13 protein-coding genes are annotated in these 14,133 nt (G+C 51.8%); all 13 read right to left on the bottom strand.

The genetic code is table 11. From position 1 onward, the window contains the following. Nucleotides 1-104: 104 nt before the first annotated feature. On the bottom strand, nucleotides 105-716 hold the full coding sequence (locus NSQ46_RS14355; RefSeq protein ID WP_342576898.1) for a GNAT family N-acetyltransferase: 612 nt from the start codon (nucleotides 714-716) through the stop codon (nucleotides 105-107). Nucleotides 717-720: 4 nt separating this feature from the next. Next, entirely contained in the window at nucleotides 721-1,332 is a 612-nt protein-coding gene (locus NSQ46_RS14350; RefSeq protein ID WP_342576897.1) for a TetR/AcrR family transcriptional regulator, read from the bottom strand. 329 nt (nucleotides 1,333-1,661) lie between these two features. Then, nucleotides 1,662-2,330, bottom strand: coding sequence for a DUF998 domain-containing protein (locus tag NSQ46_RS14345; protein ID WP_342576896.1), 669 nt, complete (start codon nucleotides 2,328-2,330; stop codon nucleotides 1,662-1,664). Continuing rightward, the gene (locus NSQ46_RS14340; RefSeq protein WP_342576895.1) at nucleotides 2,323-2,754 is read right to left on the bottom strand and encodes a hypothetical protein; all 432 of its coding nucleotides are present in this window, start codon (nucleotides 2,752-2,754) and stop codon (nucleotides 2,323-2,325) included. Before NSQ46_RS14340 ends, NSQ46_RS14345 begins: the two co-directional genes overlap by 8 nt. Nucleotides 2,755-2,790: 36 nt before the next feature. Then, complete coding sequence (locus NSQ46_RS14335) at nucleotides 2,791-2,919, bottom strand: hypothetical protein (RefSeq protein WP_007128262.1); 129 nt, start codon at nucleotides 2,917-2,919, stop codon at nucleotides 2,791-2,793. Between the two features lie 466 nt (nucleotides 2,920-3,385). Further along, the gene (locus NSQ46_RS14330) at nucleotides 3,386-5,152 is read right to left on the bottom strand and encodes a sugar-binding domain-containing protein (RefSeq protein ID WP_342576894.1); all 1,767 of its coding nucleotides are present in this window, start codon (nucleotides 5,150-5,152) and stop codon (nucleotides 3,386-3,388) included. 36 nt (nucleotides 5,153-5,188) lie between these two features. After that, nucleotides 5,189-7,663, bottom strand: a complete 2,475-nt coding sequence (locus NSQ46_RS14325) for a family 43 glycosylhydrolase (protein WP_342576893.1) — start codon at nucleotides 7,661-7,663, stop codon at nucleotides 5,189-5,191. 5 nt (nucleotides 7,664-7,668) lie between these two features. Then, nucleotides 7,669-8,505, bottom strand: coding sequence for a carbohydrate ABC transporter permease (locus NSQ46_RS14320; protein WP_007128265.1), 837 nt, complete (start codon nucleotides 8,503-8,505; stop codon nucleotides 7,669-7,671). 11 nt (nucleotides 8,506-8,516) lie between these two features. Next, the gene (locus NSQ46_RS14315; RefSeq protein WP_028405137.1) at nucleotides 8,517-9,413 is read right to left on the bottom strand and encodes a sugar ABC transporter permease; all 897 of its coding nucleotides are present in this window, start codon (nucleotides 9,411-9,413) and stop codon (nucleotides 8,517-8,519) included. Nucleotides 9,414-9,506: 93 nt separating this feature from the next. Continuing rightward, complete coding sequence (locus tag NSQ46_RS14310; RefSeq protein ID WP_007128267.1) at nucleotides 9,507-10,892, bottom strand: sugar ABC transporter substrate-binding protein; 1,386 nt, start codon at nucleotides 10,890-10,892, stop codon at nucleotides 9,507-9,509. A gap of 129 nt (nucleotides 10,893-11,021) precedes the next feature. After that, on the bottom strand, nucleotides 11,022-12,098 hold the full coding sequence (locus tag NSQ46_RS14305; protein WP_007128268.1) for a GntR family transcriptional regulator: 1,077 nt from the start codon (nucleotides 12,096-12,098) through the stop codon (nucleotides 11,022-11,024). A 193-nt stretch (nucleotides 12,099-12,291) separates the two neighbouring features. After that, complete coding sequence (locus tag NSQ46_RS14300) at nucleotides 12,292-13,197, bottom strand: metal ABC transporter permease (RefSeq protein ID WP_007128269.1); 906 nt, start codon at nucleotides 13,195-13,197, stop codon at nucleotides 12,292-12,294. 3 nt (nucleotides 13,198-13,200) lie between these two features. Continuing rightward, nucleotides 13,201-14,133 carry a metal ABC transporter permease gene (locus NSQ46_RS14295; protein WP_007128270.1) on the bottom strand — a complete coding sequence of 311 codons (933 nt, stop codon included), beginning with the start codon at nucleotides 14,131-14,133 and terminating at the stop codon, nucleotides 13,201-13,203.

The following is a 14,133-nucleotide window of genomic DNA, read 5'->3' as shown; positions in this document are numbered from 1 at the left end:
TTCCGGCGTCATGCCGGTTGTTTTGGCAAAGGCTCGAAAGAGCTGGCTTCGGCTCGCATATCCCACGCACTGCGGCTTGTAAAGTGCCGATCCGTAATCGTCGATTATGCGTTTGAGCTCGGCTGTTTGCTGAGCCTTAACGAGACGATGTGATTGATCCCGATTTTCTTTGCCCGGTGGCTGGGGATCTCCCTGCGTTTGTATTCCTCGAAGCCTAATTTATTATAGAGCTTTATTGCTGCCATATTGGTATCGGCGACTTCTTCAATCAAGTAAACCTTATAAGATGTATGCTCAAGGATATGACGAATTAATTGCGTAGCAACGCCCTGTCCCCTGAATTCGGAAACTGTTCCTACAAATTCAATGGAGCCTACACCGGGTAAAGGGTTAACAAAAGGAGCTTCAAATTCCTTTTTCAGGAAAACGCTGGCTATGGTGCCTTTATACCAGCCTAGATGTTTGCGAAGCTCCTGTTTATCCAGTTTGATCGAAAGTGATGTTCCATTCGTGCAGGCAGCCATTCCGATCACTTGCCCCTTGTGTAATGCCACATAAAATTGATCCAGCACGAACATGTGGGCGAACGCTGCAGCAAGCTTTTTCGGATCCTTGGAGAAAAAACCTAGCCACTCCTTGAAGCCATCCGCAAATAGCTCCGATAATCCTGGCCTCACATCCAGCTCCGCCTGATCAGCCTTCACTACGGTTATCATGGGTTCACTCCCCTACCTTAAATAGAAATGCTGTCATGACCGACGGCGAGGGCATCTGAAAGTTGCTCTTGAGCAGGATTTTCATCTCGGCCAAACCCTGAATGGAGGCGTAAAAATAGACGGCCATCTCTTTCGCATCTCCCAAGCGGAACTCTCCAAGCTGCTGCCCCTTACGAATGAGCTGAGCCGTTGCATCAAGCAATCTGGCATTGACCTGGAGAATCTCCTCATGCAATCGGGAGTCCGTGCCTGCACTTGCGAACAGCGCTTGATTGATTAAGATCAGCAAATTGGCAAGCTCCTCCCCGTTCGACAGGTCGGTGTAAACTTCATCGATAAACTGGGCAATTAACTGCTTAGGGGATTGATCCGACTCGAATGAACGAATATTGCGTTTCAACCCTTCGACTGCATAGCCGACCAATTCGTTAAGCAACTGATCCTTTGTCCTGTAATGCCGATACAGTAACCCGATGCTAATGCCAGCCGTATCCGCGATGTCTTGAACACTCGTCGAGCCGTATCCTTGATGAACAAACAGCTGCATCGCCGCTGAACGGATCTTGTCTCTGGTGGCATTCCGCATTTCTTCATACTGCTCTTTGGTACGTGGCAAAATCATAACTCCTTTTTTGAGTGAGTTTTTACTCATTATAAAAAAGTTGAGCTGGAATTTCAACCCAATGAGTAAAAATAATCGTACTGCGAGGCCACCCTTTGCAATTCCGCTATCATATAACTTGATAATGACATAGCAAAAGACCCAAGTTCTTGTCGATATGTCAACTGTCCATGAACTTGGGTTTTCATCTAAATATAGAACTATATTAGAACAAACGCGGCTATGAACATAACGTTATCGTTTTGCAGATATCAATCAAGCGAACGCTGATGTTTTCGCCGGCTCAACTCCGCCTCCCGTTGGTATCAACGATACAAGCTTGCTCATGCCCCTCCCTGCTTGCGGAGTTTGAGCGCATGCACCCCGACGATCAAGAGCCATGCGATGTCGGCAATAATCAAGAATCGTCCGAACAGACCTGCCAGAATATCAGGACCAAACCGGCCGTCTTGAGGGATTTGCAGGACGAATGCGAGCATGGCGACGAGCGCAATCCCGGTACTAACGAGCAGCCGTCTACGAACGGGTCTCCATGGTTTGCTACGAGTTAACGCCAGGCTTAGCAGCAGAGCCGCGACCGGCGTATAATCGAGCATGGCGCCAATGGAATGCATCTTTCCGCTGAACGTTGCAGCCTCCGGGCTCACGGATATCGGATCGGTGACGAATACGGCCGCGATCAAGACGCCCGCCGCGCTTATAGCAAGGATAGCAAGCCCAATGTATCCCGTTATGGAGCGAATTTGCGGGAAAATTGCAATTGCAACGCCAATCTGTGCAGCAGCCAACAATCCAAATGCGACTTGCATGAGCCATCCAACGCTGCCAAGCGCATATTCGCTAATAAAACGCCATGTAGGATCGAACTCCGGCTCCAGCACATGCAGGCTGGCAAGAATAAGGACGAACAGCGTTCCACATAATACCGATCCGAAGGCGAATTTGGAAGCATTCGCAGATACCGGTTTTGCTGTAACTAGCAGTTTAGCCATTTGTCATCCCCCCAACAGTTGCAATTCTCCTCATCGACGATTCATATCCGCCGCCACCTGGATAGGTCCATGCGCCCGTATTCGTATTCCCGTCTGAACTGAATGCTCCCTTGAAGTAAGTATTCGAGCCTTTCTCGCCGGCCCAAATGATTAGCGTGTCCCCTTCCATTTCGTAAACATAATCGAATGTGTTGCCCATCGTATCATAATACCGTGATTTGATGTCATGGCTAGGTTCTTCGCCAAATGGCTTTAAATGCCCGATAATCTCAATGCCTTTCACTTCTTGTCCATGCTGCATAAGCTGAACGCGTTGTATCAAGAAATATCCGCCTTCCATCCATTCATAGGTTACGGTGCCTTCTGCCCCTCCGCTGATTTGCCATGTACCGACTAAACGATCCAGCGATTGAAGATCAGTCACTTTTCATTCTCCTTTCATTGTTTAATTGGTTATTTCTTATGATTGATCTTTCTTCTTATCGGCGATCATCCTTTTTAGGTAATTGTCCAGTTGGTCAAGCCGCTCGTTCCAGATGGTTCGATGGTTCTGCAGGTAGCTTGCGGCAAAACTGTTGATAGCCGTCATAAGTCATCCTCCTTTTAGATACTCGAGCAATATCCCTCGGAAAAGGCGAGACCCTCTTCCCGCAGATATGGGTAGAATCCAGCCAATCACCTAAGTTCTGGAGAGGTCTGGCATCGTGTCTGCAGGTTCTGCTCATGCACCTAATATACACATATACGTATATACATGTCAATGTATATAATTGATTTTCCAAAAATAATTGTTTCTAGTTCAAACTGCATGTAGGAACTCTTCCTTGAAAAAAACGGAACTTCTTAACTGGAGCTGGAATTCGTTTGATTTGTCCAAGCTTTGTTTATGAACGACGGTAATTTGGCTGGATCACAACAAAAAAATAAACCACAGATGTAATCATCCGTGGTTTACTTCCAGATAAAAGCTTTCGGCGTTAGGATCTGCGAATCTGAATCTTCAAGAGAGATTGCTCCCGGAGATTGGGTCGCAAGGCTTCAATGCTTCAAGTTGCTCATGCCAGGTTTATGCTTCGAATCGAGTCCATATTCACTTTCGGCTTGCGCTCGATTGTCAGTAAGCCGTTCACTTCCTGCTGCACGTCCGTAATTTGCGTATAGCAGAATCCGCACACGTAAGGCAAGCTTTTTATCGCCTGCGTAATGCCTTCGTAACGTTTCAAAAATTCCTCTTCGCTGCGAACCTGATTCCCGTAGCCCCAGCCCTCTTCGCTTGTAAAGGCGATGCCGCCGTATTCGCTGATAATGACAGGCTGACCGCGATAGCCATAGCCCTGCGCAAATGGGTATCGATGCTTGTTATGCGCGAACGCATTGCCTAAGAGTGCGTCTTTGTCCCGATAACGCTCTTCCAGCATGGCGCCCAGCTCTTCATAGTCGTGAAGCGTAATAATATCCGATACCGTATGCTCCCATCCGTCGTTCACAATCACCGGCCGCATTTGATCGAATGCCTTGGTCAGATGATAAATCGACTCCGTAAACTGCTGCTGCATGCGATCGGTAAAGATCTCGGATATTCCCCATGACTCGTTAAACGGTACCCAGGTAATAATGGAAGGATGGTTATAATACTGCCGAACGATTGCCATCCATTCATTCGTGAAGCGCTCCACGGCATCGTCGCCGAATTCGTAGGTTGACGGCATTTCCGACCAGACCAGAAGACCTTTGCGGTCGCACCAGTATAAATAACGGGGATCCTCCAGCTTCTGATGCTTGCGCACACCGTTAAAACCGAGCGCAAGCGTTTTGTCGATGTCTTCCAGCAGCGCTTCCTCCGATGGAGGCGTCAGATGCGTCTCGCTCCAATACCCTTGGTCCAGCAGCAGCCGCTGATAAAGCGGCGTATGATTCAGCAAGATTTGATCTCCTACGATCCGGATGCTTCGCATGCCGAAATAGGAATAGACGGTGTCGATCGGTTGCCCGTCCTGCTTAAGAATCATCTCGACGTCGTATAAGTTCGGATGATCCGGGTGCCAAGGCTTGATCTTCCATTCACCCGCCGCTTCGTTCACGACATTGACGTCGACCGTTACCGTACTGCGTTCGACGTTCGTTTCCGAAGATCGGATCAGCTTTCCGTCAAACCGGACGATCGTCTGAAGGGTTAATCCGTCGTAACGAAGCCCTGTATTCCCCAATTCATAACAGAAGTTCGCCGCCCCCCGTTCCAGCTCCGGCGTAATTTTCACCCTGCGGATATGGACCGGGTTCACGTATTCCATCCACACGGTCTGCCAAATGCCGGTGGTTTGCACGTACCAGCAGCCAAAGCTGTCCTTCATCCAGCGCTGCTTGCCGCGCGGCTGCATGCAGCTGTTGCTGTCCATAGCTCGAACGGTAATCCTGTTCTCCCGGCCAAGCTCAACCGCTTCGGTAATATCGAACGAAAATGCGGCATATCCTCCTTCATGCGTGCCGATCCTCCTGCCATTGACCCATAGAGTCGCCGCGTAATCGACGGCTTGAAAATGCAGCAGGATCCGCTTTCCCGCTGCCTCATTAGGAACGGTAACCGACCGCTCATACCACACGCAAGGATGGAATGTTTCGTCTCCTATGCCGCTGGCCTTCGTTTCAAATGTGAAGGGGACCGTAATTTTGCGGTCAGCATCTAATCGTTCGAACCACTTGCCGCTTTCCCCCTCCAATGCGTCGTCGAACCGAAAATCCCATTCCCCGTTCAGATTTTCCCATTCTTCACGTACCAATTGCGGTCTGGGATAGTCCTTAATATACTTGTGCGAGCTAGACATTCTGTTCCACTCTCCATCTTCTGTTAGTTTATGTTTCTATTTCACAGCTATGGACTCTACCGTGATGTCCCCGACCTCGATCTGCTCCGCATGAACCGACCGAATGCCCACTCTCCCCTGCATGAAAGCCCGCGGATCCTCGTACGTCAGGACCGGTTCTTTCCCGTCCTGCGCATAAACTCGGATTTCGCCGCGAACCGCCTCAATGCTTAAGCTTGCTAGCTCATTAGGCTCCAGCGAAATTTTCACGCTTTGCAGAAGCTCGGAATCGTAATTATGTTTGTACAGCTCAAGCTTCGTTGCGCTGACGGCAAGGAAATATCCCATCAACGAATCGCTCACTTGATCCCGGAAATCCGACTCGTTCGTCACTCGGAAGAGCACGCCCGCCTGACCGGACGGGTCATCGCCAAGCTTCACGGTCGTCCGGATGCGATAGTCGGTCCACTGAGGACTTCCTCCATACATCTTGGCATCGGAATCGGCTGTGCCGGCATACCTTCCATCCGTTTCAACCCATTGGCCATGAATATCCTCGGCGCTTGCTTGTTCCAGAACACCCTCGACCTTGAACTTTTCTTCATTGACCCGTTCAAGATCCATCGTTGTCCACTCCAGCGTTTGGCCGCTGTTCAATTGAATGGTAAGGCTACGAAACCCCTTTTCGAGCTTTAGCGATCCAACCCGGATTTTCACCCAAGGCTCGCTGCCGGAGTAATCGCTGCCATCGACTTTATAGCTTCCGGCTACCTTATCGTCCACAAGAACCTTGATGGCCGATGGATGCGCGCCGGACTTGACCGTCAGGTCCAGCCCATACGTGCCGGATTCGGAGACGTTCACCGCGTAGCGCAGCCAGTCGCCTTTTTCCGTCAGTGCGGCCGAATAGCTCCCATCCTCTGCGAGCTTGATTGCCGTTCCGTCCGAACGGCGCCATTCACTGGAAGCTGAGGGGTGACGGACCGAAAAGCCCCTGCCTTCGCCGCTTAAATAATGAACGGCCTCGATGCTGCCAGGAAGCGGCTTAGCCGTATCAAAGTCGCTGGTGCCGGAAGCGTGATTCGAGAACGCCGTATACGAAAGGCCCGGTTCGCCCTCCTCGTACAGATATCCGATTTTGCCTGGGCCGAACGAGTCCGCCGATTCATCCAGCCTCAGCATGCCGTCCAGATAAACCCGGAGCCGTTCTTCTCCACGCTCGACACGAATGGTGTGCAGCTTAGACCAATCCATGTCTTGAGGGATCTTCGTCTCGGCAAGCACCTGACGCCTTCCGTCCACCACGGTCCCCAAGGAAATCACGTTATCCTTCGGCTCAATTTCGGCGAATCCGTATTGATTCGCATCCTCATAGGCAAACAATGCGGCAGCGCGCTCCTGAGACGGTACCAAATTATATTCAGCCGTAAAGATTGGACCCGTGCTCTCCTTGCTGATGATTCGACCGCTCCCTGCTGTTTCTTCAGCCTCCCACAATGCTTCGTCGATGTCAGCTCCATCCAGTCTGTCGGCAAAGACCGGCCCTCTCGGAACAGGCTGTTCGTAGTTCGTCGGTCCGAGAAGCTCCATCCTGTCTCCATTGAAGACCAGCCTATCGATGTTCATACGGCGGACAGGCGGGCCTTCCTGGGATCTTCCCGTAAGGTTATGGTATACGAGATAATATGAATCCAGGTCGGGACCAAGGACGGTTGAGCTGTGGCCGAGTCCGTAGAAGTCCGGCTTGGTGCTGATGACGAGCGGGTTGTTGACCGGAACGGTATACGGACCAAGCGGCGAATCATGGGACACGGCATAGTTAATGCGATAACCTTTACTGAATACGTGATTGCCGGTATAGGTCATATAATAGGTTCCGTTACGTTTAATAATCATGGACCCTTCGGTCCAGTGGCCTAAGTATGGGCCCGGAATCGTTTGGCCTACCCCGAAATCGGCAGGACCGTTCATGGGAACGCCAACAATGCCCGAGGAGCCTGCATGCGTAAACAGCCAGGTTCCGTCATCGTCGATGAACACCGAGCCGTCGATGCTCATGCCGACATTCTCGGTGATTCGTTCGAACGGGCCTGTCGGCGATTCGCTCCGGAACACGAAGTGACCTCTGCCTGCCGGAGAAGTATAAAGATAAAACCAGCCGTTCCAGTAAATGACTTCCGGCGCATAGGCGCCGGTCGAGACGGGATCTTCGGTCACCAGCCCCGCATACCGCCAATCGACCAGATTATCCGACATCCACGCCTTGATTCCCGTCCGGTGATCCTTCGTGCTGACATACAGATAATAGCGGCCGTCATGCCGCAGCACGTATGGATCTCCGTTGCCGTAATCCTCCCATTCTTCCTCTAAGGATGGAAAAGGATTGGCATACGTTTGGTTCTTGTAAATTTCCATATCGACCGCCTCCGGTTTCGTGATTGTACTGCAACCCGACATTGCCAATCCGGCCGCTAATCCTAATGCTCCAAGGGATCTGGCGATCTTCCGCAGGCGCGGTATGCTTATCGGCATACGCCTCACCCCTTGATTCCGCTGATCGCCATCGATTCGATAAAGTATCGCTGGCAGAAAAAGAATACGATGATCACCGGCACCATGGCGATGATGGCGGCGGCCATGATCATCGGATAGTCCGACTGACCGATGTACATGGCCTGCATGGAAGCGATCAGCACCTGGATCGTTTGCTTCTCGGGCGTATGCAAGTAAATCAGCGGGCCGAGGAAATCGTTCCAAATGCCCATAAAGCTCAGGGCTGCTTGAGCCGCCAGCGCTGGCTTCATGATCGGCAGCGCGATCTTGAAGAAGATTCCCGGGAAGCTGGAGCCGTCGATCTTCGCCGCTTCGATCAACTCCGTCGGCATCGCGCTCTGCAGATACTGCCGTATGAAGAAGATGACGACGATGTTTCCGAACAGGCCGGGTATGATGAGCGGCAGCAGCGTATCTACCCAATCCAGCCTGGAAAAACCGATATATTGCGGAATCATGACAACGGAATAAGGAATCATCATCGTTCCGAGCAAACCGAGGAACAGCACCCCTTTATATGGAAACTCAAATTTCCCGAATGCATACGCCGACATGGCGGATACCAGCATGCCGACCGTCAGGACGATTACGACGATGATCAAGCTGTTCATAAACCCGTTAAGCAAAGGCGACTCCTGCCACACCTTCGCGTAGTTGCCAAACGTAAACGGATCGGGGATCCACTGCGGAGGAATTTCAAATACGTTTCGCCGATCCTTAAGTGAAGTCGATATGGTCCAAAGGAACGGCGCGACCATAAACACCGAGCCGAACAGTAACAGCAGCAGCGACCAGAGGTCGGTCCATCTTTCCCGTCTCACGATAATCCCCCCTAGTCCTGATAAACCCATCGATTGGAAAGCTTGAATTGAATCAGCGTGACGATGAAAATCAAAATACCCAGCACCCATGCAACCGCACTCGCATATCCCATGTTGAAATACTCGAACGCATGCTGGAATATGTAGTAGACGACCGTAGCGCCGCTATATTCCGGTCCGCCGTCGACCGCCAGCACATAGATTTGGCTGAACGACTGGAACGCCCCGATGATACCCATAACGATGACGAAAAAATGAATCGGCGTAAGCAGCGGGATCGTAATTCGCGTCAGCTTATGCCATGCTCCGGCGCCGTCGATTTCCGCAGCTTCGTAATACGTTGATGAGATCGACTGCAGTCCCGCTAAGTACAGCACCATGTTCCCCCCGATGCCGCTCCACAGCCCGATCAGGATCAGCGAAGGCTTCACCCACTCGGGTTTGCCCAGCCAGTTAGGCCCGGTTATCCCGAACACCTCCCACAGGAAGTTGTTGAGCAGCCCGTAATCCTGGTTCAAAATCCACTGCCACAGCAGCGATACCGCTATAATCGGCGAGATGACCGGCAGATAATAGATCGTGCGCATGAACGAGATGCCCGCGATTTTGCGGTTCATCAAGATCGCCAGCAGCAGCGACAGCACCATGCCGATCGGTATGCCGATCATCAAATACACGGTGTTATACAGAGATTTGAACACCTTTTCGTCGGCCAGAAGATCCTTATAATTAGCGAATCCCATCCACTGCGGATCGGACAGCATATCCCATTTATGAAAGCTAATATAGATCGAGAACAAGATCGGCACGAGGCCGAACAAAAGAAATCCGAGGACCGGCGGAGCGACGAACAGATACAGCCAAGCCAGTTCCTTTCTGCGATAGCCGCTGAGCAGCTTCGTTCCCATATTCATTCCACCTTCGCCTGTATTCCTTATGACAGGGCGTTGTTCATATAGCGGGGAGCGCCGGCAACAGCAGCCGGCCGCCCCCTTGCGCCATTATTTATTTCCCTTGTCGTACAGCTCCTGCATCTTCGGCTGGATTTCAGCCGTGAAGTCCTTGGCCGACATATCGCCGTTCCATACCTTGCTCGCGTTCTGATTAAATGCATCCATCCATTGCGTATCCTTCGAGAAGGCTATCACGTCCGGACGACCGTAATCTTGGATAATATCCAGAAATACTTGACGTGTTTGCGGCCCTTTATCCATTTCCATAAACTCGCCTTCGGCCATGTCGATCAGGTTGGGAACCGCTTGCCCGAGCTGGTAGTTTTCGCGCTGTCCTTGCTCATCCAACGACAGGAACGCCGCCAAATCGAACGCTTCCTGAGGGTGCTTGGATTTCGCCGATACGGCAAATCCCATCGAACCGAGCCAGGTCGCCGTTTGTCCCGTGTTCGGGCTTGCCGGCCATGCCGCAATATCCCAATTGAACGGCAGCTCCCAGAATGCCGGCTGATCCCAAGGACCCATCGCAAACATGGCCAGCTGTCCGTTAATAAAGCGGGTGTAAGCATTCATTGCTTGCTCAGCTTCCTGATTCGGGCTGACCTTATGCTTCAGATTCAGGTCGGCTACGAATTGCATCGCCTCATAAAACGCAGGCTCATTTACTTTCACGGTACCGGTGTCGTAATCGATGTACTCGCCGCCGTTGGCCCAAACCGCGGACTCCAGGCTGTATGCGCCAACCCCGTACTGCTCCGGCTTTCCGTCGCCGTTGTTGTCAACCGTCAGCTTCTTGGCTGCTTCGAGCATGTCGTCCCATGTCCACTCTCCGGCTGTTGCGGATGGATACGCCACGCCCGCTTGATCGAACAAATCCTTATTGTAGACAAATGCCCACGGGCCAACATCCTTCGGCAGTCCGTACAAGTCTCCGGTACCGACCTTGCTTCCGTCGAAGCGGTAACGGTCCATCGCCTGCTTCCATACGTTGTCTGGTTTAAACAACGTCGTCTGGTCCAGATAGGATTGAATATTGAGGAGCGTTCCGGCTTCTGCAAACCGATAGAATTCGGGCCCGCCGACGTAGAATACATCAGGCACCTTGCCGGAGCTGATCAGCGTTGTCATCTTCTGCGAGTACTCGCCCGGAGGCACCGATGTATATTTGACGGTGACATGCGGGTACTTCTCCTCGAAGGAAGCGATCAGCTTTTCGAAAATTTTCTTTTCGTTCGGATTGCCATGGCCCATAAACTCGATCGTCACGGGCTCCTTTTTGTCCGTCCCGGCGGCAGCCTCATTGCTTGGCGCCGAGCTGTCCGGGTTGTTGGAGGAAGCTCCGCCGTTTGGACCGCTTCCGCCTCCGCTGCAAGCGGATAACGCAAACATCAGTAACAGCATGATCATACCTGCAAATTTGCTCTTCGATTTCATGCGATTCCCCTCTTCTTCAAGGTATATTGTAAGCGCTTTACGAAGTCATAATAACTTATAACAATATACTTTTATATACTCAATTTATTATAAAATTGAAGAGATTGAATACTTCGCATAAGAATCGCTTTATTCCTTTACAAGCTGGACCGGCACAACGATTCTTCTAGCCTCAAAGGCCCCTTCAATCTGCTCGGTCAGCAGCTCGATGGTCAGCCTGCACATCTCCTCCTCGTTTTGCCGAATATACGGAACGTTCGGCAGATCCGGCGGATCGAACGTAATCAGCTCCAGATCGTCAGGCACCCGTCGACGTGAGGCGACAGCGGCTCTATAAACATTTCTGCACAGCTCCGTATTGGCTGTGATGACCCCGGTGATAGCGGGACTGCCGTCCAAAAAATCCTGAATGTGTTCGACGGATTGACCCGAAGCTATCTCATCCAACGGAAGGAGACACCATAAGCTTTTGTCGATCGACAATCCGCGCTCAAGGAAAGCCTGCTCAAACCCTTGCGCTCTCTCGTCCGTTACGGTATTCGTAATTTCCGGCGAGATGAAAGCGATGGACGAATGGCCTTTGTTCAGCAGATACGCGACGGCTTCCCTCGTGCCGTTAATGTTATCCGAGCTTACGCTGTACGTCTTGATCTCCTTCAAGAACCGGTCAATCAGGACAAACGGGAATCGATCCAGCGAAAGCCTCAGTATCGAATCGTTATATGTCTCGTTTTCAACCGGAAAAATGATCATGCCGTCCACTCCCTGCTTCAGAAAGGACGAAATGACTTTGGACTCCTCAAGCTGCGACTCGCGCGTAATTCTCAGCATCACTTCATACCCTGCGGCAGTGGCGTATTTTTCAATGTTATCCAGAAAGCGCTGGTCCACTTTGGTTTTCATCGTCGGCAGCACCAGCCCGATCCGGCCGCTTCTGCCTGCTCCCGCCGTCCACTCGCCCAACTGATCGAGCGCGGCAGCGTTCTCCGGCCTGCTCATGACAAAGGTCCCTTTCCCTTGAATCCGGACGAGCAGCCCTTCCTCCATCAGTCCGACCAGCGCGTTTTTGCTTGTAATTTGACTGACGCGGTACCGCTCGGACAGCTCCTTCTCCGAAGGGACCCGGTCACCTTCCCGCAGCTTGCCGATGGCGATCAGCCGCTTGATGTCTTCCTGAATTTTTTTGTACAGCGGCAAGGATTTCAATGCACATCACAACCTTTATAATTTAAATAGTATAATTAGTATATTAATATAACATAACTTTGTTTTTGTAAATGAAAAAAAGCACCCCCAAGAGTGGGTGCTTGATTATTTATATTTAATGGTCAGCCCTCCCCCTCCTAACTGCTCAGCTTCCAAGGATGGGGTCTGCGATGATCTAATGTGCCAAGGATGCTCACGAAACGGCATCGATTTGTTGTTCCTCTTGATCGGGCCGTTCATAACGATATAAATACCGGGACAGCACGCCATGCTTCGGCGACAGCAGGAAGCTTACAAGAAAGACGATCCCGGTCGCGAAAGCCATCGATCCCGAAATGGACGTGTCCAGCCATACGGCGACGTAATAGCCCGCGAAGGCAGAAATCACACCGAAGGCGCCGCTGAGCACCAGCATAATGGACAGCTTATCTGTCCATAGATATGCCGCTGCAGCAGGAGTAATGAGCATGGCGACGACCATAATCGCCCCGACGGCATCAAACGAGGCAACGGTTGTGATCGACACCATCGACATAAACACATAATGCAAGAGCACAACCGGTATGCCGATGCTGGCGGCTAAGGCCGGGTCGAAGGAGGTGATTTTCCATTCCTTGTAGAAGGCCAGGATGACCACCAGCACGACCAGCAGCACGGCAGCCAGCATGAAGGTTGCCTTAGGCACTTCGCCAAGAAGCGGTACATTCATGACCTCCCAGGGCACGAACGCAATCTCGCCCATCAGCGCGTGCTTGGTGTCCAAGTGGGCATTGCCGACCTGGGTAGCAATCAGAATGACGCCGATGGCAAACAATGTCGTAAACACCACTCCGATCGAGGCATCCTGCTGAACCCCCCGGGAATGAAACCACTGTACGAGGAGGGCCGTTAGAAGGCCGGTAATGATCGCCCCGATCAGCATATGAGGTCCGTTTAATTCCCGCGTAATCAGAAAGGCGGTTACAATACCGAGCAGCACGGTATGACTAATGGCATCGGCCATCATGGCCATTCTTCGCAATATGAGAAACACCCCGACAATGCCGCAGGACAAACCGACCAACGAAGCAGTAAGCAATATCCAGCCCGTATATGTCATCGTTTACTCCCCCTCCCTGATGGCCGGAACCTTGGTCCAGCTTGAGCTTGGATCCTCCACCTGCTTCTTCTTCTCGGATCGCAGCTGGAGTGCCTGAATCAGCAGCCCTTTCTCCGAGCCGAACACGAGCGACACGGTGAATAATACCGAGGAGGCTATCACGATAAACGGGCCCGTCGGCCAGCCTTTGCCGAGCGTGCTGATCAAGGTTCCGATCAGACCGGAGCCACCGCCGAAAATCGCGGACAGGATCACCATCGTTCTGAACGATTGCGTCCAGTACCTTGCGCTAACAGCCGGTATGATCAGCATTGCCGCCATCAGGATGACACCTACGGCCTGAATGCCGATTACGATCACGAGGACGAGGACCGCCATGTAGATCGCGTTCATCCATCGGCTGCTTAGTCCGAGCCCGCGGGCAAAGTCCGGATCGAACAAAAACAGCTTCCATTCCTTGAAAGCGACCGTCACGATCACGATGACCAACAGGGCTAGGGCAAGCATGGTAAAGACGTCTTTACGGACCATGGACGCGGCCTGACCGAAAATAAAATTATCCAGTCCGCTCTGGTTGCCTCCAGCCGTACGATTGACGATCGTGAGCAGCATGATTCCGAGTCCGAAAAATACGGACAGGATCATGCCCATCGCCGTATCCTCCTTGATCCGGCTGGAGGAGCGGATCCATCCGATTAACCAAGCGCCGATCAACGCGCTGACCGCGGCTCCGATGATCATGAACAGCAGATTTTTGGTACCGGTCAGCGCGAAAGCCACAACCACGCCCGGAAGGGCAGCATGCGAAAGCGCGTCACTCATGAGGCTTTGTTTCTTCCAATACGCAAGACAGCCGATCATGCCGGCCGCCATGCCCAAAATCAAGGTACTGAGCAGCACCCATTGTGTATTTGGAGACAGCAATGAATTCAACAC

The organism is Paenibacillus sp. FSL M8-0142, from assembly GCF_038597315.1.
GTDB classification, from domain to species: domain Bacteria; phylum Bacillota; class Bacilli; order Paenibacillales; family Paenibacillaceae; genus Paenibacillus_AQ; species Paenibacillus_AQ lactis.
Note: the sequence above shows the minus strand (reverse complement) of the source record. Positions and strands in the feature narration are given on the sequence as shown.

Bases quoted from the DNA above. Each gene is read 5' to 3' on its own strand.
- NSQ46_RS14355 (WP_342576898.1), bottom strand. From the start codon at position 716: ATGATAACCGTAGTGAAGGCTGATCAGGCGGAGCTGGATGTGAGGCCA.
- NSQ46_RS14330 (WP_342576894.1), bottom strand. From the start codon at position 5,152: ATGTCTAGCTCGCACAAGTATATTAAGGACTATCCCAGACCGCAATTG.
- NSQ46_RS14335 (WP_007128262.1), bottom strand. From the start codon at position 2,919: ATGACGGCTATCAACAGTTTTGCCGCAAGCTACCTGCAGAACCATCGA.
- NSQ46_RS14345 (WP_342576896.1), bottom strand. From the start codon at position 2,330: ATGGCTAAACTGCTAGTTACAGCAAAACCGGTATCTGCGAATGCTTCC.
- NSQ46_RS14315 (WP_028405137.1), bottom strand. From the start codon at position 9,413: ATGGGAACGAAGCTGCTCAGCGGCTATCGCAGAAAGGAACTGGCTTGG.
- NSQ46_RS14310 (WP_007128267.1), bottom strand. From the start codon at position 10,892: ATGAAATCGAAGAGCAAATTTGCAGGTATGATCATGCTGTTACTGATG.
- NSQ46_RS14325 (WP_342576893.1), bottom strand. From the start codon at position 7,663: ATGCCGATAAGCATACCGCGCCTGCGGAAGATCGCCAGATCCCTTGGA.
- NSQ46_RS14300 (WP_007128269.1), bottom strand. From the start codon at position 13,197: ATGACATATACGGGCTGGATATTGCTTACTGCTTCGTTGGTCGGTTTG.